The organism is Aeoliella mucimassa (genome assembly GCF_007748035.1).
GTDB lineage: Bacteria > Planctomycetota > Planctomycetia > Pirellulales > Lacipirellulaceae > Aeoliella > Aeoliella mucimassa.
In genome coordinates, this window is record NZ_CP036278.1 from 5,860,613 (window position 1) to 5,881,241 (window position 20,629).

Annotated in this window: 18 protein-coding genes; 12 read left to right on the plus strand and 6 right to left on the minus strand. The window is 59.5% G+C overall.

From position 1 onward, the window contains the following. The first annotated feature begins 292 nt into the window (after nucleotides 1-292). The 4 genes from Pan181_RS26715 (at nucleotide 293) to Pan181_RS23055 (ending at nucleotide 6,556) form a co-directional block, all read left to right on the plus strand. On the plus strand, nucleotides 293-868 hold the full coding sequence (locus Pan181_RS26715) for a hypothetical protein (RefSeq protein WP_231943680.1): 576 nt from the start codon (nucleotides 293-295) through the stop codon (nucleotides 866-868). Continuing rightward, complete coding sequence (locus tag Pan181_RS23045; RefSeq protein ID WP_231943681.1) at nucleotides 852-2,555, plus strand: DEAD/DEAH box helicase; 1,704 nt, start codon at nucleotides 852-854, stop codon at nucleotides 2,553-2,555. The genes Pan181_RS26715 and Pan181_RS23045 overlap by 17 nt, the downstream gene beginning before the upstream one ends. A 112-nt stretch (nucleotides 2,556-2,667) precedes the next feature. Next, on the plus strand, nucleotides 2,668-3,516 hold the full coding sequence (locus Pan181_RS23050; protein ID WP_145250762.1) for a sugar phosphate isomerase/epimerase family protein: 849 nt from the start codon (nucleotides 2,668-2,670) through the stop codon (nucleotides 3,514-3,516). A 106-nt stretch (nucleotides 3,517-3,622) separates the two neighbouring features. Then, nucleotides 3,623-6,556, plus strand: a complete 2,934-nt coding sequence (locus Pan181_RS23055) for an alpha/beta hydrolase family protein (RefSeq protein WP_145250764.1) — start codon at nucleotides 3,623-3,625, stop codon at nucleotides 6,554-6,556. A gap of 14 nt (nucleotides 6,557-6,570) precedes the next feature. Here the strand turns inward: Pan181_RS23055 and Pan181_RS23060 are convergent, their stop codons facing one another. The 3 genes from Pan181_RS23060 to Pan181_RS23070 form a co-directional block, all read right to left on the minus strand. After that, entirely contained in the window at nucleotides 6,571-7,401 is an 831-nt protein-coding gene (locus Pan181_RS23060; protein ID WP_231943682.1) for a glycerophosphodiester phosphodiesterase, read from the minus strand. Between the two features lie 91 nt (nucleotides 7,402-7,492). Beyond that, entirely contained in the window at nucleotides 7,493-9,124 is a 1,632-nt protein-coding gene (locus tag Pan181_RS23065; RefSeq protein ID WP_231943683.1) for an amidophosphoribosyltransferase, read from the minus strand. Between the two features lie 195 nt (nucleotides 9,125-9,319). After that, complete coding sequence (locus tag Pan181_RS23070; protein ID WP_145250767.1) at nucleotides 9,320-9,661, minus strand: hypothetical protein; 342 nt, start codon at nucleotides 9,659-9,661, stop codon at nucleotides 9,320-9,322. 262 nt (nucleotides 9,662-9,923) lie between these two features. Between Pan181_RS23070 and Pan181_RS23075 the strand changes: the two genes are divergently transcribed. The 4 genes from Pan181_RS23075 to Pan181_RS23090 are packed head-to-tail and all read left to right on the plus strand — an operon-like array spanning nucleotide 9,924 to nucleotide 12,126. Next, entirely contained in the window at nucleotides 9,924-10,304 is a 381-nt protein-coding gene (locus Pan181_RS23075) for a hypothetical protein (protein WP_145250770.1), read from the plus strand. A 17-nt stretch (nucleotides 10,305-10,321) separates the two neighbouring features. Next, nucleotides 10,322-10,852, plus strand: coding sequence for a BON domain-containing protein (locus Pan181_RS23080; protein ID WP_145250773.1), 531 nt, complete (start codon nucleotides 10,322-10,324; stop codon nucleotides 10,850-10,852). Further along, nucleotides 10,853-11,425, plus strand: coding sequence for a hypothetical protein (locus tag Pan181_RS23085; RefSeq protein ID WP_145250776.1), 573 nt, complete (start codon nucleotides 10,853-10,855; stop codon nucleotides 11,423-11,425). Continuing rightward, nucleotides 11,422-12,126, plus strand: coding sequence for a TFIIB-type zinc ribbon-containing protein (locus Pan181_RS23090; protein WP_145252422.1), 705 nt, complete (start codon nucleotides 11,422-11,424; stop codon nucleotides 12,124-12,126). The genes Pan181_RS23085 and Pan181_RS23090 overlap by 4 nt, the downstream gene beginning before the upstream one ends. 793 nt (nucleotides 12,127-12,919) lie before the next feature. Here the strand turns inward: Pan181_RS23090 and Pan181_RS23095 are convergent. Together Pan181_RS23095 and Pan181_RS23100 are read right to left on the minus strand one after the other, a co-directional pair. Continuing rightward, a complete protein-coding gene (locus Pan181_RS23095) occupies nucleotides 12,920-13,615 on the minus strand; it encodes a hypothetical protein (RefSeq protein ID WP_145250779.1) in 696 nt (231 codons plus the stop codon). A gap of 378 nt (nucleotides 13,616-13,993) precedes the next feature. Continuing rightward, on the minus strand, nucleotides 13,994-15,106 hold the full coding sequence (locus Pan181_RS23100) for a hypothetical protein (RefSeq protein ID WP_197528624.1): 1,113 nt from the start codon (nucleotides 15,104-15,106) through the stop codon (nucleotides 13,994-13,996). Between the two features lie 96 nt (nucleotides 15,107-15,202). Here Pan181_RS23100 and Pan181_RS23105 point away from each other — a divergent pair, with 96 nt between their 5' ends. From Pan181_RS23105 to Pan181_RS23115, 3 genes are all read left to right on the plus strand, one after another. Beyond that, complete coding sequence (locus Pan181_RS23105; protein WP_145250784.1) at nucleotides 15,203-16,639, plus strand: sulfatase-like hydrolase/transferase; 1,437 nt, start codon at nucleotides 15,203-15,205, stop codon at nucleotides 16,637-16,639. A 212-nt stretch (nucleotides 16,640-16,851) separates the two neighbouring features. Beyond that, nucleotides 16,852-17,961: an alanine dehydrogenase gene (gene ald, locus Pan181_RS23110; protein ID WP_145250787.1), complete on the plus strand. Its 1,110-nt coding sequence runs from the start codon at nucleotides 16,852-16,854 to the stop codon at nucleotides 17,959-17,961. A 144-nt stretch (nucleotides 17,962-18,105) separates the two neighbouring features. Beyond that, on the plus strand, nucleotides 18,106-18,789 hold the full coding sequence (locus Pan181_RS23115; RefSeq protein ID WP_145250791.1) for a DOMON domain-containing protein: 684 nt from the start codon (nucleotides 18,106-18,108) through the stop codon (nucleotides 18,787-18,789). Nucleotides 18,790-18,815: 26 nt separating this feature from the next. Here the strand turns inward: Pan181_RS23115 and Pan181_RS23120 are convergent, their stop codons facing one another. Continuing rightward, nucleotides 18,816-19,850 (minus strand): PIN/TRAM domain-containing protein, encoded by a 1,035-nt coding sequence (locus Pan181_RS23120; protein WP_145250793.1) that lies wholly within the window; start codon nucleotides 19,848-19,850, stop codon nucleotides 18,816-18,818. 280 nt (nucleotides 19,851-20,130) lie between these two features. Here Pan181_RS23120 and Pan181_RS23125 point away from each other — a divergent pair, with 280 nt between their 5' ends. After that, a complete protein-coding gene (locus Pan181_RS23125; protein WP_145250796.1) occupies nucleotides 20,131-20,625 on the plus strand; it encodes an FxsA family protein in 495 nt (164 codons plus the stop codon). Nucleotides 20,626-20,629: the final 4 nt, after the last annotated feature.

A 20,629-nucleotide genomic window follows, 5' to 3' on the forward strand; every position in this document is an offset into this window, starting at 1 on the left:
ACTGACAGCACGTGGGCGGGGGCTATCACTGTTCCGTGCCCCATGCACTAGCGTTTCAGTGTAGTGCATTGCCGCCCGGCGTTCCAGAATCTTGCTACGGAAATAAGTACGGTTTTCTGTGCAAAGTTGTTCAAACACCGGAAACCAGAGGGAGCAGCCAAACTGTAATGATTCTGCGGAATTCAAGTGCTCGTGTCCTATGTCCCGATTTTTGTTTCGTAGGCGCACCGTCGCTTCGTTCTGCCGTTTGCTAGCACCAAGTTGAATCGTCTCCGCCGAACCTACGTTGTCCATGAGTCAAACTCCCCCCAAATCCTCTGAACCCGTCTGCGGGTTCCTTACCGTACTGGAAGACCCTGCTGCTGGAATGGTAGGAGGGCTACTGGTATTGGACCATCGTGGCCGCCCACTCGAGTTCCACTGCACCACGCCGATTGTCCCCAGCCGGGCCGAGGAAATCCTATATGGCCCAACGCTTCGCCCGCATTTCTATAGCGAGCGGCTAGGCGTTGCCTTGCTGGCCAAGGCCTCGGTGAAACCAGCGTTGGTGGTCGTCAATCAGATGGACTGCTGGCAACTCGCGGACGAAACCAACGTGCCTGTCGTACTCGTCGACCCACGACCTAAGTCGACCCAGGGGTCGCCGAGTATCGACGACAGCGCGCCGGCGAGCGAGGCCTGCCTCGACCGGCTTTCGCCCGATGCCCGCCCGGTGGTCGAGGAGATGCTGGCAACCCTCGAGCGGTACATCGACCTGGCCGAGCCTTTCGAGCGCATCGAGGAGGCGATTCGCGAGACCGGCTTGCTATCGACGGAAGAAGAAGTGCCTGCTGCCGAATTCGAGGAGCCTTATGACCTTGCCGCGTGATCGCCAAACGCAGGTGGTGCCATTCGCCCTGTCGCTAACCAATCTGCCGGCCGAGGGGGAGACTCCGCAGATTCGCAGCCAGGCGATCTCGGCCAACCTGGCCGAAGCGGTGACGCTGCCGCTCGAAACGGCCAAGGTGAAGGTCAAAAGCTTTCGGTTCACCCACAGCGAGCCGCTGAGGAAACGCGAGCCAGGCGAGGGGCCACCGCCACCAGCCCGCAAGCGGTCATCTAAGTGCACGCGCATTCGTGCACCCCGCGACGTGGTCCGCCTACAAGATCGGCTAAGCTACCTGCTGCAACCGCCGCTTGAGTCGCTGCTGGCCGACGAACTGGTGGAGCTGCCATTCACGCCGTTTGAGTATCAGCTCGATGGCATTGCTTTCCTGTTCCCACGACATCACGCGGTGCTGGCCGACGAAATGGGCTTGGGCAAGACCATGCAGGCGGTCACCACCTCGCGACTGCTGATCCGCAGCCAGCAGGTGCGGCGGATGCTGCTGGTGTGCCCCAAACCGCTGGTGACCAACTGGCAGCGAGAGTTTGCGTTGTGGGCGCCGGAGATTCCGGTGACCGCCATGCTGGGATCGGTCGCCAAACGCGAGTTTCTCTGGCGGCAGCACCCAGTCGTGGCACTGGTGAACTACGAAACGCTGGTCCGCGACGAGCCGTTGATCGAGTCGCTGGGGCTGGAGTTCGATTTGGTGGTGCTCGACGAGTCGCAACGCATCAAGAATCGCAGCGGCACTACCAATCAGGTGGTCCGCAAGCTCATTCGCCAACGGAGTTGGGCCCTCACCGGCACGCCGATTGAGAATAGCACCGACGACCTGGTGGGCATTTTCGATTTCGCCTCGCCCGGCCACCTACGGCCTGGCATGAAGCCGCGCGAGATGAGCCGCGCGGTCTCCGACGTTGTGCTCCGCCGCACCAAAGACATGGTGATGCAGGACATGCCGCCGCGGTTGATCCGCGACTCGGAGATTGACCTCACGCCTGAACAATGGGAAACGTACCAGCGGGCCGAGTCGGACGGCGTTGTCGAGCTGGGTGACCTGGGCGAATCGATCACGCTGCAGCACGTGTTTCAACTGGTACTACGGCTCAAACAGATTTGTAACTTCGACCCGGTCACAGGTCAGAGCAGCAAACGAGATCAATTAATCGCAGAGCTCGAAGAGTGCGCAGCCAGCGGCCGCAAGGCGATTCTATTCAGCCAATGGGTCGACACCATCGAGAAGCTGGCCGACTCGCTGGCCGATTTCCATCCCGTGCAGTACCACGGCAAGGTGCCGCACGCCAAACGTGACGGCGTGATCGAGCAGTTTCGCAACGACCCGAAGTGCAGCATCATTCTCATGAGCTACGGCGCCGGCAGCGTAGGGCTCAACCTGCAGTTTGCCAGTTACGTGTTCCTGTTCGACCGATGGTGGAACCCGGCAGTCGAAGACCAGGCGATCAACCGCGCCCACCGTATCGGCTGCGCGGGGCCGGTCACGGTCACGCGATTCCTGGCCGCTGGCACCATCGAGCAGCGCATCGACCAGATTTTGCGAGAGAAGCGAGACCTGTTCGATTCGGTGTTCAACAACGGCAGCGGCTCGCCGCGCAACCTGAGCCTGTCGCGCGAGGAACTCTTCTCGCTCTTCAACCTGCAGACGCCCGAAGGTCGGATGAAAGCGGCTTAGCTGGAGTTGGTCTCCACCCAAAATCGGTGGGGGGCGGTTGCTATCGGCATGTCGCAACGATAGCTTCGGGTCTTTGCAAACGAGCCTTAAGCCTTCCACGGGAGCAATCACGATGAGCGAAAAGTGGCCACTGGGTGTATTCGCAAGTATCGACGCCGGTCTGGGGGTCGACCTCAATGTTGCCAAAGAGCTGGGGGTTACCACGGTTCATCTGCATACGCCTCACGCCGAATCACGGACTCCGGAGCGGATAGCTGAGTTTCGCCAGCGTCTCGACGACCTGGGCATTCGAGTGACCTGCGTGTTTGCCGGCTTCGAAGGCGAGAGCTACGCCGATATTCCCACGGTTGAGAAGACCGTCGGCCTCGTGCCGAAGGAAACCCGGGCAGCTCGCACCGCTGAACTGATGGAGATCGCCAAGTTCGCCCATGCGATGGGAGTCGACACGGTCGGCTTGCACCTTGGATTTGTTCCCCACGATACCTCGGATCCCGATTTCGCAGAGCTGGTCGGCATTACCCGCGATCTGTGCGACCAATGCGCCGGCGACGGGCAAAACGTGCATCTCGAAACCGGCCAAGAACCGGCCGACGTGCTCGAAGGCTTTCTGACCACGGTCGATCGGTCGAACCTTTACATCAATTTCGACCCGGCCAACATGATTCTCTACGGCTGTGGCGAGCCATTGCCTGCGGTCGAGCAGCTGGGCCGCTTTGTGCGGAGCGTCCACTGCAAGGATGCGACCTGGAGCGATAAGCCAGGCGAGACCTGGGGCTGCGAGACTCCCCTGGGCGAAGGGGATGTCGATTTCCGAAAATTCCTCGCGGTACTCGACAAAATCGGCTACACCGGTCCGCTCACCATCGAGCGGGAGATTCCGCAGGAGCCGGAACGTCAGAAAGCCGAAATCGGCGGTGCGCTCGATCTGCTCAAATCGATCAAAGCCGACTACGGTTTATAGGCCCAAGTGCCAGAAAAAACGCGCCGAGACCGGCTGAAAACGGTACAGTTACAGACTAAACTGGAGGTTTTGGACCTCGCTGCCCGTTCTCCAAGGCATTGGCACCATGCGCGTACGCACCCTGACGCTGGCAAATCTCACGTTCCTCGGCTGTCTGACCCTGTGGGGGCTGGCACCCGCTGTTGCGCAGGAGGGGGAGCCCGCGGCTCCGCCGGCGGCCGAAGCACCGGAACAAGCGGAGCAGCCCGAGCAACCCGAAGCCCCACCAGCCGAAGAGCCGAAAGCCGAGCCGCAGCCGGAAACTCCCCAGCCCGAGCAGCCGAAGGCGGAAGAGCCGAAGCCTGAGGAACCAAAAACTGAGACTCCGGCGGAAGAACCCAAGGCGGAGACTCCTGCCGAACCGGCCCAGCCCGAAGAGGGGATGAAGCAAGAGTCGGCTCCCGAAGAACCAAAAGCCGAAGAACCAAAAGCCGAAGAACCAAAAGCCGAAGAACCAAAGGCTGAAGAACCAAAGGCTGAAGAACCAAAGGCTGAAGAACCAAAGGCTGAAGAGCCCAAGACGGAGCAACCTCCCGCTGAGGAACCAAAAGCAGAAGAACCTCCTGCCGAACTGCCGGCTGAGGTCACGCTGACCAAGTACGTCACGCTGCCGATGGTAGGCATCTACGGTCGGGCGACGGTGCACATCGACCCGGTTGATTCGGCCATCGCTCATGGCACCTTCACGATGCCGAAGCCTGGCGACGACCTCACCGCAGGCGATGGTCGCGAGGTGAAATGGCGCGAGGCCACTTCGGCCGACGATGGGCTGCTGTCGACTCGCTCGATCCGCGGCGGCTACGCATGTGCCGAGTTCGAATCACCGGTCGCAGGTGTCATGCTGCTCGAAGCAACCGGGCATGCGACCGTCTACGTGAACGGCCTGCCGGTGGCTGGCGACCCTTACGCTTATGGCGACTTCAAGGTGCCGGTCGAAGTCGTAAAAGGCATCAACACGTTTGTGTTCCATGTGGCCCAAGGCGAACTGCGAGCCAAGCTCGTGCGGCCCGAAACCAAGGTGGCCTTGTCGTCGTCGCGACATACGTTGCCGTCGCTGGTGAAGAGCGAGAAGGCTACCAAAGTGTGGGCTGCGGTCACCGTTGCCAACCAGCAGGGCGAACCCCTCGCCAGCGCCAAGCTCGAAGCCCAACTCGACGGGCAGCCAGCTTCCAGCACCTCGATTGCCTGGCTCGATGCGGCCAGTTTGCGGGGCTGCCCGGTGGAGATCGAAGTGCCTGCGGGGCTCGATAAAAGCGTGGCCGAACTCACCCTTCGCGTGAAGCAGGGGGACCAGGTTTTGGCCGAACAGCAATACGAACTGGCGGTCGTGAAGGCCGACGCATTGCAAACCCACACCTATCGCAGCCGAGTGGATGGCAGCGTGCAGTCGTACGTTGTCGTGCCAGCGACGACCACGTCGGCCACCACGCAAACCGTATCGAACAACGACAAGGGCAATTCGGCCCTGGCCGCGATTGTTGCCTTGCACACCGACGGCATGACCGCCCAAGACTACGCGGGACTCTTCCGGGCGAAGACGTGGGCGCACCTGATCGTCCCCAGCGGCCGCGGCATGTACCCCCTCGACTGGGAAGACTGGTCGCGGATCGACGCCAGCGAAGCATTGGCCGACGCCCGCACGAAGTGGGACATCGACGACGAACGAATCTACGCTAGCGGGCATGGCATGGGAGGGCATGGCGCACTAGTGCTGGCCACGACCGAGCCCGATACCTTCGCCGGCGTGGCGACCACCGCCGCCTGGCCGAGCCTCTGGACCTACGGCGGTGGCATGCCCGACTACCGCGATCCTTCGCCGGTTCAGGAAATGCTACTAAGGGCGGCTTCGCCGAGCGATACGCTGGCCCACTTGAAAAACCTGACCGGCAGTGGAGTCTATCTGGCTCACGGCGCGGACGACGATCAGATCGATCCCGGTCAAAGCCGACTCGTCGCAAAAGAGCTGGCCAACTGGCACAACGATTTTGCGTTCCACGAACTCTCGGGCAAAGGCAACTGGTGGGGTCCCGAAACGGTCGACTCGGCCGAAGCGATGCAGTTTCTCGCCGCGCGGCAACGCGATAGTTCGAAGGTTACCAAGGTAATACTCACCACGGCCGACCTCGGCACGGTTGCCACCAGCCACTGGCTGACGATCGCCGCCCAACAAGAGCAGTTCGCCGAGAGCAGTATCGAGATTGAACTGAAGCAACAACCGCTGGCGTTTGTCGGCACAACGAAGAACGTTAAACGCATCACGATCGATAAGTCGGCTGTTCCGCCGCGGAAGCCGTTTGTCGTGCGACTCGACGATACGAAGTCGGTACCGTTTGCTGGCATGCCCGCCAGCGGCCAGGTATGGCTCGAGAAGGTCGGCGACCAATGGATGCGGCGCACCTCGCCGAAAGACTCGGACAAGTCGCCCCAGCGCTATGGCGGCATGAAGCAAGTGTTCGATCATAACGTGCTGCTGGTGTATGGCACCATTGGCAACGACGAGGAAAACGCTTGGTCGCGGGCCAAAGCGCACTACGACGCCGAGACGTTCGCCTACCGCGCTGGGGGAGCCCTCGAAGTGATTCCCGACACCGAGTTCAATGCCGATACCACCAAGGACCGCAACGTGGTGATCTATGGCAACGTCGATTCGAATCGCGCCTGGGCGATGCTCATGTCGAGCTCGCCAGTGCAGGTGCGACGCGGCCGCCTGACGTTTGGCATCCGCCCCGAGCAGGGGGATGACCTCGGTCTGATCGTCGTGCGTCCCCGCAGCGGCAGCAACACTCGGCTGGTAGCCGCCGTGAGCGGCACCGGTGCGAAAGGCATGCGACTCACCAACCGGCTGCGATACTTCTGGGCCGGCGTGGCCTATCCCGATTGGCTATTGCTGGGGCCCCAAGCTCTAGAGAATGGCGACCCCAGCATTCGTGCCGCGGGTTACTTCGGTGAAGACTGGGACGTGGAAGAAGCCGACGTCGCCTGGCGCGACCTGGCCCTGTAACCACGCGTACTGCGTTACTTTGCGGGGGTCAGCTGCAGTTGCTCTCGCAACCAACCAGGGCGGTTGGTCGTTATGCCGAGCGCTCCCTGCTTGGCGTAATAGCGGGCAATCTCGACGTCGTCCACGGTCCAAACGTGAAACTCCTTGAGCCCCTGCCCTTTAAGGGCTTGAATGAACTCGGCGTCGAACACCGCTTGCTTGCACTGGCTTCCTAGACCATCCGCACCGGTCTCCGCGAGGGTTTCGCTTACCTCGGCGAGGGTCGGCTTCCAGGTACCATCCTTCTGGTCGCGGTAGCTGGTAAGCCAGTGAGTGCGGAGGTCGGGCAGGGTTTGCTTGCAGGCTTTCACCGTGTCGGCGTCGAAGGCGATAATCGTAATCATCTCGCGAGGCACTTTGCTTTCGGCCAGCACCTTGGCGAGCGGCTCGACGATCTCCGGACCGATCTTCAACTCGATTACCATGCGTTTGCCTTCGGGCACGATTGCCAGCACCTGCTCAAGCGTGGGAATGCGTTCGCCAGCGTACTTGGGATCTTTCCAGCTGCCGACATCGAGCTGCTGCAGTTCGGCCAGGGTCGACTCGGCAACCACCAGCTTCTTACCAGCGGTTCGCTTGGTGTCCTTATCGTGAATGCACACGATCTCCCCGTCGGAGGTCAGGTAGAAGTCGCCTTCGACTCCGTCGGCCCCCTCATCCCAGGCCAGCTGGAACGACGCCAGGGTGTTCTCCGGGGCGGCGTACGATGCGCCGCGATGGGCCACGATCCATTGCCCCGAGGCGGTGTTCATCCACATGCCCCCCACAACAAGTACCAGTACGTTCAGCCATCGCCAGTTGATCATCAGTGCCTCGGTTGCAAAAGTTGGGTACGCACCACCGCCGCCAATATGTGTTGTGTGTGTCGCTACGCCAATATAGTAACCGCTCGCGGCTCTAGGCCTGGGCTTGGGCGCTCTCGTAGGTTCGGGCCGTCGAACCGTTGCCGACATTCGACAGGGCGATGTCGTAGAGCTGCTGACCAGCCGGCGTGGGATAATCGCCGGTGATGCAGGCCTGGCAAAGGTCGCTTTGCGGGCGGGCGACCGCGCGGGCGATCGAGTCGACCGGCAGGTAACGCAGCGAGTCCGCTCCCAGCTCGCGAGCCATCTCGGCGTATATCTCTTCTAGCTCTGCCCCTTCGCGCATGAACTCCGGAGCAAATAATTCGTTGATGGTCGACATGTCGATGCCGTAAAAGCAGGGGGCCACGATCGGCGGGCAGGCGACTCGCACATGCAGTTCAGCGGCCTTACCGATTTCGCGAATCTTATCCAGCAGCACTCGCATGGTGGTCGAGCGGACGATGGAGTCCTCCACCAGCAGCACTCGCTTGCCTTCGAGCACCTCGGAAAGCGGCGTGTACTTCGACGCGGCCTTATCCTTACGACCAGCACCACTTTCGATGAACGTGCGCCCCGAGTAGCGGTTGCGAATCAGCCCCTCGACGCTCGGCACGCCGAGCTGGTAGGCCATGGCATCCGCGGCCCCTTTGCTGGTGTCCGGCACCGGCACCACGATCGTGTTGTCGTCGATCGTTACGTCTTCCAGCTTGGCCAATTCCTCACCGAGGGTCTTGCGCGACAGGTACACGCTGCGGCCATCGATGTTGCTGGCCACGTTGGCAAAGTAGATCCACTCGAAGAAGCAATGCGCTCGCCGTGGCGATTCGGCGAATCGTTCGATCTTGATCTCGCCTTTGCTGATGGTGATCATCTCCCCCGGTTCGAGCGAGTGAATATTGTCGGGCTCGAAACCCAGATTCAGCAGGGCGACGCTTTCGCTCGCGGCCGCGAACAGGGGGCCCTGGATCGCGTAGCTCACGGGTTTCACGCCGAGCGGATCGCGGGCGACGAGCATCTCGCCCAAGGCGTTGATCATCGCGATGCTGTACGCGCCGTCGAAACGCTTGGAAACGCTCCGCATCACCTCGACCATAGAGGGACGCAGATCGCCCGACATTTCGCGGCTAATCTCGTGCATCATAATCTCGGTGTCGGTGGTCCGTGCGAGATGATGATCGTCGTCGGCGAGCAGTGCTTCGCGAAGCTCGCTGTAGTTGGCCAGCTGCCCGTTAAAGCAGAAGCTGAACCACTTACGTTTCTGCAGGTGGTGCCGCTCGAACGGCTGGGCGTAGCTGCGATCCTCGGTGCCACAGGTCGCGTAGCGAACATGGCCGATCGCTGCGCAGCCTTCGTATTCTTTCATCAGGGCTTCCGACTTGCCGCGGTGGCTCAGACGGAACACCTCCGACACGCTGCCCAATTCGCGGTAAGTGTCGATCAGCTGCTGCCGAGTCGGGGAGTAGCTGGTCATGCCAGCGGAGAGTTGTCCCCGGTTCTGGATGTCGAGCAGCATCCGCGGCATCAACCGCGATACGGCATCCGGTCCCTGCATGGGGCAGAGCGGGCTCGGCTCGTCGGACGGCAGGTGGTAGATCGCGGCAATGCCGCACTCATGGTGTAGTTCGCTCATCGACGGGTCGGTTCCATTCGCAGAGGGGGCCGAAGCGATTCGGAGGTCGGCCATCAGGGTGGGGCGTGGCCGCTCGACGATTTCGCTCAAACCCCAATTGTAGAAACTGCCGCCTATCGACTCAACCGACCGACACATTTTGTGTACCGCCCGGTGCGGGTTACGGTACACAACTCGGCAATTTTTGCCCCTTGTAATGGTTAGCCACGGTGGGCACCGCCTAAGCCCACCGGGCTCCCATTACGTTCATTACCAGCCGAAGCTACGGCTGCGAACCAGGTCGAACTTATCTTGTTGCAGGCATTTCAGCGTCCACTCGGCCTCGGCCAGTGCCAGGCGAGTACGCTCGACATCCACTCCCACGCTGCGCCCAACGCGAAACCGGTCGAGCGGCTCCCACTCGGCCAGCAATCGCTCGAGCGAAGCGATCTCGGCCTTCTGCAAGCGGATGCTCGCGTCGAGTCGGGCGACCTGCTGATGGTAGTTGCCGTAATAGGTGCCATAAACACAAGCCGGAGGGTGGGCCTTTGCCGAGGGGAGGGCCAGCAATCCGAGCGAACAAACAGCAGCACAAACAAGCAAACGGAACATGGCAGCAGACTCTCAGCGGAGGGGAAGAGCAGGGGGGAAGCCGGGCAGGCAAAGCGCGGCCGCGGCCTACCTTCCATGCTAATTACCCGATTCAGGGGATCAACTTCCGCGTTCCCGCAGGGCGCCCATTTCGCCCCGCAGCCATCACGAATTCGCAGAATACTGCACCCATAGGGCGAATGGGGTAGAATACAGCTGGTCCCTGGGGTATCTCCCCGGCAGGGACGACAGGTGGTATCGAGAGCGAACAGAGGGGGCAATCATGCGATGGTCGATGCGAGGGATGCTAGCGCTCTTGGCCGCGACGAGCGTCGCCCTCGCCCTGCGTGCGCAACCGTTGGAGATCATCGGCTTGGTGCTGGCGACCGTCATCGCCCTGGCGGGATTCGTGTTGTCGGGCGACGAATGGCGGCGGCTCGCCTACGGAAGTCTCGCCGGAGTGATCGTGGGAGTCTTCGTGATGAGTGCTTATGCCAGCCTACGCTTTGGCAGCATTGGACCTTCTACCTACCAAGAGTCCGATCTGCGGCAAACTCTGGACTGCTATGCCTTCTTAGTCGGAGCACCAGCCGGAGCGATGGTCGCGTTCTTGCGATCGTCAGGGGATGGCAATAACTCCGACACCCCAAACGAATCAGTTTGATCGACGAAGGAGAACGCGTGATGCAATTCTCGATGAAGAAAATGCTGGTCGTGGTCTTCCTGTGTGCGTACGTCTTGGCTGCTTACAGTCGAGGCAACTACTTGCATGGAAGTGGCGGAGCAACACTCTACGTGTTCGTCGCCTTGCTCATGACACTACTCTTCGCTCGGGCGGTCTGGCGGAAACCTGTCGAACGTGTCTGGCTTGTGTTGCTCACGGTGTTTGCGATTCCGGTATCGCTGGCGTTTGCCTATCCCGCACTCATCAACCCACAATGCCAGTACTTCATCGACCAACAAGCAACCGAACACCAGGCCCGGCAGGAACTAGCAGCCCTGTTTGCCGACGACCCTGCGTTCAGCAACTTGGGTGTCTCGACCGTGCAGGTGAAGGGGGTGAACGTCATGATTACGGGAAGCGTACCGACCGAATCGGACCTGGAGCGGTTGATGTGTCGAGTGCAAGAGGAGTGCGATTGCTACGAGATGTGCGGGATTCTTTGGGAAGTGAAAGTCGACAAGGAACGAGAATCACTAACGACCCAATAATTGACCGATTTGAGCGAATACAGAGTGATTCTCAATGCACCATTTCCGGCCCTTGCTCCCCGCGTTCTTTCAATGAGTACCCTACTTTCTTCTCCAAACGCAACCAGGTGGGTCAAATGGTGGACTCCGGTGATCGTCTTTGCCATGCTTGGGGGGTGGTTTGTTATCAGCCTGGTTTTTGTTCTATTTCAATCCTTCTCCTTAATCACCCTCTTTCCTCCACCAGTATTCGGGGCGTTCTTCTACGTGATTAGAAGCAGTTACGGATTTATCGCCGACGAAGTTTGGCTAGAGGACGTCACAATTGTTGTGCGAAATGCTGATTGCAAAGACCGCATCTCTATTGACGACATTCATTTCGTCGAGCAGAAGAAGCTAGGGACACTCTTCAGCAACGACCTTAATCGTTTTGAGATAGCTATTCTGCACCTTAAGAGACCTTGCACTCTTGGGGCGACGATTGGCTTTGCACCTCCTAAAGGCGACTTTCACTACATCGAAGGATTGCTCCAGGAGGCTTACCGAACCAAAGTGTGCGACTCGCCCATGGCCGACTCGTGGGGCCAACCATGAATTGCCCCACGTGCTATCTACCGCTTGTGACCGAAGCCTTGCATGGGCAGCAGGTCGATCGCTGCGCGAACTGCGGTGGGCGGTGGCTCGATCACGCGGAGCTTGGAGCAATCGTCCGTCACGTGGCCCCGGCCGACGACTTGTCGGACGCTGAGCCTTGCACCACCGAGGAGTTGGCGTGCCCGCACTGCGAGAGTCGACTCGAGCCATTCGAGTACGCCCACGACTCCGGTGTGACGATTCACAAGTGTCGAGCATGCGAGGGTGTTTGGCTTACCGCAGGGCAACTGACGCAACTCGTCCGCTACCGCCAGGGGACGCCCGCCGAACAGCGTCTGAGCCAGGCGATCGGCGACCAGATGCAAACCACCGCCCGCTGGCAATTCGCCCGCGGCTTGCTCCGATCGCGGGTGTTAAGCGGATTGGTGGTGGCTCTTTGGCTGTGCTCACGGCTGAGCAGATTCGACGTGCCTTGGAACTATCGATACCAAGGCCTCTACGCCATCTTGTTGTTAGGTTTCATATGGTTCCCGGATGCCTTCAGCAATATGCGATATGCCCGCTGGGGCCAGGTGCGACCTCGCGTGAGCTCCACCGCGCCAAGCGATATGGTCGCAATAGCTGGCTGGCTGCTATTACTCTCCCTGCTCTTCAGGGCTTGGATGTTTCCCAGCACGGTGCCTTGGTGGCGGGTGCATTGATAAAAAAGGGGCAATCATGAGTCTGTCGCTGAAAACGCTTTTCATGGCTCTTACTTACGTGGCCATTGGATTTCGCCTTTGGATGCTCTGGTAGCGCTCCATGGAAGTTGAACCATGACAACGAACCTCATCATTGCACTCGTACTGGCGGTCGGTATCGTCGTGCTTTGGGGTTGGTTGGGCGATTGGAGTGGCAGCCGTTCTCGATCGGCCGAGCAGCAATACTGGTTATCCCAACAACTCCACTGCCCGAACTGTGGAACTCAATACCATCTTCAATCACCACTGACACAGATCAGCTGTTTTGGAGAACGTGTTCCCCAATCGGGCGTGTCGCTCGTTTGCGTACGCTGTGACGAAGTTGCTATCTTTGCGTGTTACGAATTCAGCGAGCCCCCGATGTTCACTGGATTCGACCGCCGCACCCGGCAATGCAGCAATTGCGGAGAGCAATGCAACAGCACTCCCGACGAGGCGTGCCCCATTTGCGGAAGTGTCGCCGATAAGACAATCGCCTAGTTCAACCGACCGTCCAGACGAAGCTGCTTGGGTTGAAATCAGTCGAAGCGTTAGTCAAATCGATCGAGGCTTCCTGCGTCATGCTCATCGGCTTGCTCGGGAGTCTGGTGAGTCTCCACGTCTGGAAAACCGCCCAAGAGGCTCAACCGACCGAGGCGGGGTAACAGCCAATGTACTTCCCAGTTCTAACTCCCTATCACTATCACGGCTGCCCTACCGGCCTGCTAGGCACTTGCAACATTGGTTGGCTGGTGCGTCGCGTGATTTCCCAACGTCAAAAGCCTTCCGGCCTGCCATCTGCCGCCAGGTACTCGGCGTAACGAGTGAACTCTGGCCGCCGTTCTAGGTAGTCGGCGTAGGCCGTGAAATGGTAGCGGCACTCTTCGATGAGTTCGGCATGCTCCTGCTCATTGCCATGCTGTTTTGCCAGGGCTTCGAACTCAGCAAGTTCCGCCTGCAGAATGTGGCACTCTTCGAGGCTTACGCTATTACTCGTCCACCAGGCAAGCACTCCGTCGGGCACTTCGTGAATGGCGAAGTCCAGCGCCCCGGCGATGGAGTCTATAAGCTTGCCGCGAGCCAGGGCGTCAATGGGGTCCTGGTCGATTGCTAATCGCAAAAGATCCCTATATGTACGTTGCCCCGCTGGCAACTTGCTCAGGCAATCTGGCGACTTGTAAAGCTGTGGATAAAATCCCGCCATCCATCGGGCGCACCCCGGCAGCCGGTCCCGCAGGCCGGCATGCAGGGCGGGAAAGATCACCTCGCGAAACATGGGAGATCGCACGGGAGTGCCCTCGTCTCCCTCCAGCAACTCACGAGCAAACTCCCTCGCCCACACATAGCGATCTTCCTCCGGCAGCTGCATCAGCAAATCGATTAACTCACGAAGCCGCGCCATCGACACATCGCGAATTCGATCGCGTTCCGCGGCTACGTAGTTCTCCTTGGCTCTTTCAAGCGGATTCATGGCTAGACTTCGTTCGAAGGACAGGAGCAGGCGGTTGCTTTACGACTCGGACCAGCTTCTTGCTCTTTGTAGCAAATCGGTATCTTGCATCGCAGTGTGTGCAAATCGCGTCGTGAGTTCGGACTCTGTGGCGGAATCTGACTCCGGGATTCTTTGACAGTCGTTCGTTCCAGTATGCCTTCCACTCATAATCAGAGCGTTGTACCGCTGACCATCCCAGTAATTCCCCACACTGTTCACAAAGGGTCTTTTCGACGCATCTTCGAAGTCGGCGGCGACGAATCGAATCGCTCACCGCAATACAAGGCAGCACCAATGGGAATGAAAGTATGAATACTACCACCACAATCACCACAAGTACTTTTTGCAACACGTTCTTCATGGCTGCGTTCGCAGTGCACACGTTACAAAACCACTACCCGGTGTGTCGGCTAGTTGCTGCTTACTGACGAAGGGCCAGACCTGCAGGTCGCCGATTTTGTTGGCTTCGACTTGAAACGACTGATCATCGGCGTGTCGCACCTGGGCCATCAATCGCGACACGACCAGGGCAATCGCTCCGACGCACGCGAATATGGCTGCTAGCTCCAGGTCGCTGGCAAATACTAGCCAAGCCATGACGAACAGGGCCAACCCCAACAAGCAGCCCATCGACTCGAACATGCACACTCCCATGTCGGCCAGCGACCGTTTCTGTTCGCGGTAAACGTATTTCAAGTCGGTACGCAAGAACAACACCGCATGGGCGGCCCGCTGCCGAGTTGCTTCGCTGACTTTGTGCCACCCCTTCAGAGAGTAAGGCCAGAGCACGTCGCTGCTGTAAAGGCTCCAGCCGAATTGGGCAACCTCGCGGACTGCGGGATCGCTCGACTGGCGGTACGCGTCGTAATACGAATCGTCGAAGTCGTCGTTCGATAGTTTGCCGGTCACCAGCTGGCGAAGTTCTTGGGCAAGCTGGTCGCGGAGTGGTCGGTCGATCATCACAGCCTCCTCGATTGTAAGCAGTTCGTTGGCAAACAACTCTACGACTTCCCCCAGCGTCAATTCCACCAGGTGAAGCCACTCTTCCTTGCTGTGTCGGCGGCCTAGCAGTTTTTCGATGCGAAAGATCGCGTCCAACTCGCACAAGTCACCGGTGCGGATCGAGATCATCACCCCCAGGTTGTCGTCGGGCACAAAGTGGGAGTGCGTCCAGCCGATCGCCTCGACACAAGCGTCGATGATTCCCTCGGCGATCTGCCGACGGAGATCGTCGTGCCAGTAGTCGACCGGGGAAGGATCGCGGAGATTAAACTGTCGTTCCAGGTCGCCTTCAACGGAGCTCAATCTTGCTTCTGCGACGAAAACAGAAACATACCGCCCAACGAGGGGAACTTGTTTCCATTTCTCCTCCCCTAGCGACGTTTCGGGCCATGGCTCGGGATAACGTAGTGGTTCGATGGATCCACTCGTCGTCATCGGTTTTGACTCCTGACTGGTTCGCTTAGACACGAGGGATGTTCCATCCACCGCCGTTAATTTCCAATCCTATCGTCCCGCGGTTACAGTAACAATCATCTTGTGTTCGTTCTTCCAAGGGGAGTCACCATGGTCTCATGTGCGTTTCGCTCTACCACCGTGTTGTTGCTCGTTGTGTTCGTCGCTCAAGCTCGTGCTGAGCAGCCGAACGTGCTGTTCATTCTTACCGACGATCAGTCGTTCGACGCGGTGCATGCGCTCGGGTGGCAGACCGTGGAGACTCCGAATCTCGATCGCCTGATCGAGCGCGGCACCACATTTACTCATGCCTATAACATGGGTAGCTGGAGCGGAGCGGTTTGCGTGGCGAGTCGCACCATGCTGTTCACGGGGCAAACCGTGTGGCACGCTCAGCGCGATGTGCCGAAGCTCAATGCCAAGTACGTCGACACTCGAAACTCGTGGCCCCAGCGGATGAGCGACGCTGGCTATCGCACCGGAATGACCGGCAAATGGCACGTTGCGGTTCAAGCCGACTCGGTGTTCCACGAAGTCCGGCACGTTCGGCCCGGCATGCCGAGGGACAAAGCGAAGATGTACAATCGCCCGCACCCCGGCGAGCCCGACCCGTTCGACCCTGCCGACAAATCGGCGGGCGGCTACTGGCAAGGTGGCAAGCACTGGAGCGAAGTGGTCGCCGACGATGCGATTGCCATGCTCGATTCGCCAGAGGGAGACGACCGGCCCTTCTTCCTGTACACCGCGTTCAACGCCCCGCATGACCCACGGCAATCGCCGACCGAGTTCCTGGCCCGCTACCCTCGTGAGCAGATGGACGTGCCGAATAGCTTTTTGCCAGAGTACCCGTTTGCCGAAGCCATGGGGGCTGGCCGCGGGCTGCGCGACGAGCGGCTCGCTCCGTTCCCTCGAACCGAGTATGCCATTCGAGCGCACCGCGCCGAGTACGCGGCCATCATCACTCACCTCGACGTGCAGATCGGTCGCCTGCTCGACGCCCTCGAGGCTAAGGGGCTGGATGAGAACACGCGAATTGTATTCACTTCCGACCACGGCCTGGCCATCGGCAGGCATGGGCTGCTCGGCAAACAGAACATGTACGACCACAGTGTCCGCATGCCGCTGGTGATCGCGGGCCCGGGCATTGCTGCTGGCGAGCAAATCGACCAGCGGGTCTACATGCAGGACGTAGTGCCTACCACGCTGCATTGGGCCGGGGCCAGCACCGCTGGCATCGAATTCCAGTCGCTCATGCCGCTCGTGGCCGGCGAGACCGACTCCGCCCGCCCTTCGATCTACGGCGGGTATCTGAATCGGCAGCGGATGATTACCTCCGGCGACTGGAAGCTCATCGTCTACCCGCAAGCCAATGCGGTGCGGCTCTACAATCTGGCCGACGATCCGGAGGAACGACATGATCTTTCTGGCGAATCGGAGTACCGCAGCCAGGTGGAGGAGCTGCTCGAGAAACTCCGCAAGTTGCAGCAAACCCTCGACGATCCGCTCGAGTTACCCGCCGAATTGCTGTCGGCAACGCAACCGCAATAGTTCTGTGCGCAAATGACTTGTACCCTCGGAAAGTTGCCCAAAAACTATCGGGCGCTTCCCCTAGTCTTTGCTCCGCAGGGCCCCTAGACTAGCGGTTTAGGCATACGCCTCAGGCGGAACCAGTAGGCCCGGCCCCCAGCGTGCGTGGCGAAATCGCTGCTGCCGGATCGGGATCCATCAGCCCCCCTCGCCAGGTTCAGGATTTTGCAGCGATGATTATCGGTGTCCCCAAAGAGATTAAATCGGACGAATATCGTGTCGCCATGCTCCCCGTGGGAGTCGAAGAGCTTACCCGCCGCGGACACAAGGTGGTGATCGAAGCCGGCGCTGGCATGGGCTCGGGGCTGCTCGACGAAGACTATCTGGCCGCTGGAGCTGAACTGCTGTCGAGCCCGGCCGAGGTGTTCGCCCAGGCCGACATGATCGTCAAAGTCAAAGAACCCCAGAAGGCCGAATGGGAACTGATGCGTCCCGGCCAGGTGGTGTTCACCTACTTCCACTTCGCTGCTGATCAAGAGCTGACCGAAGCAGTGCTCGCCAGCGGGGCGACGGCCGTTGCTTACGAAACGCTGGCGGACTCCGAAGGTCGCCTGCCGCTGCTAACCCCAATGAGTGAAGTAGCGGGCCGCATGAGCGTGCAGGAAGGGGCCAAGTACCTAGAGCGTCCGCAGATGGGACGCGGGATCCTACTCGGCGGCGTGCCGGGCGTTGCTCCGGCTCATATCACGGTTCTCGGTGGCGGTATCGTCGGTGCAAATGCTGCCCGCATTGCGGCTGGCTTCCAAGCCAACGTAGCGATTCTTGATATCAACCTCGACCGCCTGCGTTATCTCGACGACGTGATGCCGGCGAACGTCGACTGCTTGTACAGCGACCGTCATACGATCCGCAAGCAACTGCAGCGGGCCGACCTGGTGATTGGTGCGGTGCTGATTCCCGGGGCCAAGGCTCCGCGGCTTGTGGAAGAAGAAGATCTGAAACTGATGCAGCCTGGCAGCGTGATCATCGACGTGGCTATCGATCAAGGTGGTTGCATCGCGACGAGCCGCCCGACCTCGCACGCCGAACCAACCTACATGGTGCACGACGTGCTGCACTACTGCGTGACCAACATGCCTGGTGCCGTTGGACGCACCAGCACATTCGCGTTGTGCAACGCGACGCTACGGTGGGTGCTCGAAATTGCTGATCGCGGCATCGAAGAAGCCGCCAGCAAGTTCCGCCCAGTGGCCAGCGCCATCAACATGCATGGCGGCAAAGTCACGAACCTTGCCGTGGCCGAGACGTTTCATCTCGAGTACGATAGTACGTTCGCGGTTTAAACGCACACGCTTTCCCCCGCTGCGACGGAGCAGGAAAGGTGGCGATCCGCGAAAGCCTCGCTTGTCGGCTGTGCATAGCAGACGAGAGGGCCGATTCGCACTTGCACCACCAGCACCACCTGCAGGGAAGAGAGCTTATTGCGTATGGATCCAGCCACGCAACTCAATTCGTTACTTTCGCCGCGGTTTCTGTTCCGCTTTGCGGTGCCAATCCATCGCAAGCAGCCGCTCTGGACCGGTGGGCCACTCGTACTTGGCGACGAATACAAGCTGCCGAACCTGGCGGAACTCGACTCGGGCACCAGTAGCAACGAGCGATCGTTTGCCGACGTGCGCATGGCGTGGGACACCACCGGCGTGGCCATCACCGTCGATGTGACCGGCAAACGGCAACCAGTATGGTGCCGGGAAACGCGTTTGGAGGATAGCGACGGGCTCGTGGTGTGGATCGACACCCGGGCGACGCACAACATTCACCGCGCAAGTAAATACTGCCATTCGTACGTGTTCCTTCCCTCCGGCGGCGGTCGCCAGTCGAACGAACCGCTGGGCGATCAGATGCTCATCAATCGGGCGAGGGAGAACGCACGGCCGATTCGTCCCCGCGAACTGCAGGTGCAGAGCAAGGTACGCGACGACGGATATCATCTGGCCGCGTTCGTGCCAGCGGTAGCACTCGGTGGGTTCGACCCCGCGAATCACGGCGCGATTGGCTTTACCTATGCAGTAATCGATCGTGAGCTTGGCCTGGCAACGTTTGCCAACGGACCAGCGTTCCCCTTCGGCGAAGATCCCAGTTGCTGGGCCACGCTGGAAATGGTGGACTGATTGGGAAGCGATGGGGGCTTAAACGTCTAGCGTTTGTCGTTCTTGTTGCCTTCGAACTTGCCAAACACCATGCGCCCTGCACTGGTTTGCAGCACACTTGTCACGGTAGCACGCACCATCTCGCCGATGTGCTCGCGGCCACCTTCGATCACCACCATCGTGCCATCTTCCAGATAACCAACGCCCTGGCGGATGTCTTCGCCTGGCTTGATCAACTGCACGTCGAGCGTCTCGCCCGGCAGGAAGATCGGCTTCAGCGAGTTGGCGATGTCGTTCAGGTTCACCACCCCTACGCTGTGCAACTTGGCGACCTTATTCAAGTTGTAGTCGTTGGTGACTACCTTGCCTTCGAGATGCTTGGCCAGCAGCACCAACTTCTGATCGACTGGCTGCCCGGCGAACTCCGGTAGCTCTCGCTCGAAGATCTGTATGTCCACTTTGCCATTGCTCTGCAGGCGGTTCAGGATGTCGAGCCCTCGCCGGCCGCGACCTCGCTTGAGCTTGTCGCTCGAGTCGGCAATGCCTTGCAGTTCCGAAATCACGAACTGCGGCATGATCAGCTGATTATCGATTACCTGGGTCTCGACCAAATCGGCAATGCGACCGTCGATCACCACGCTGGTGTCGAGCACTAATGGCTTGAGGCCTTTGATCTCTTTGGCAAACTCGACATAGGGAATGATGAAGCGAAAGTCGTCGCGAGTCTGCAGCAACACGCTGATCGAGATGTAGCAGGTAATGGCCGCAATCGACAGCTTGAACCAGCCAGCGATATCGGGATTACGCACTTCGTCGAGCAGTGGAGTCAGTCCCAACTGCAGCACATAGCTCAGAAACAGTCCGATGACCGCCCCGAAGTAGACAGCCGTAATCACGTCCAGCCGCTTGCGGCGAATCGAGATATCGGCCACCAGCACGCCGATGGCTCCTAGCATCACGCCGAGAAAGGCGAGGATGGGCAAGAAACTGTTATTGCTTTCGAATACCTTAGAGCTGACCACCTGAACGCCCAAGGCGATCGCGATCATCAAAAAGAGCACACGGAGTATAACCAGGGCCATGGCAGCGGCTCGGCAGTGGGGCGAGGCGGTGGGAAAACAATATACGGATAGCCGGCAGGCGGCAAAACAGGATAGTCGCTGCCTATGCTATCATTTTAGCCGAGCGGTTGCAGAGGAAACAGTCGGAGTTGGCTGAACCATCCAGAGTGTCCACCTGTAGCCCCTACAATTGCTACGATCCGTTCAATTATTGGCGTAAAACAGCGTTTCGACAATCGAACTGACAAAACGTCGCTTCCCAGAACTTATTCCCCAGGCCAGAGCCCCGTACAATAACGGCATGCTACTACTCTATTTATTTCTGTTGTTCACTGTAGGACCGCTCCTGGAGCTGTCGCTACTGATTTACCTAGGCGCTCATGTCGGGCTGGTCGAAACGGTCGGCTTGGTACTACTCACTGGTATCGTCGGTGCAGCGCTGGCTCGCTGGCAAGGCGTGAAGGCTTTGTTGCGAGTACAACGTCGAATCGGGCGAGGGCAGGTGCCGGCCGACGAACTCTTCGACGGGGTACTCATCCTGGTCGCTGGACTCTTGCTGATTACCCCAGGGCTGATCACCGACACGTTTGGGTTCTGTTTGTTGATTCCCCCCGCTCGCAGCGTGATCAAACTCTGGCTCCGCAACTGGGCGAAGCACAACATCGAGGTTCGCACGACGAGCAATGTGTCGCCGATGTGGGGACACATCCATTCTCAGTCGCAGCAATATAACGACCACCCCTACAACGATCAGGTGATCGATGCCGAGGTGGTCGAAACTCGCGTTGTAGACTAAGCGT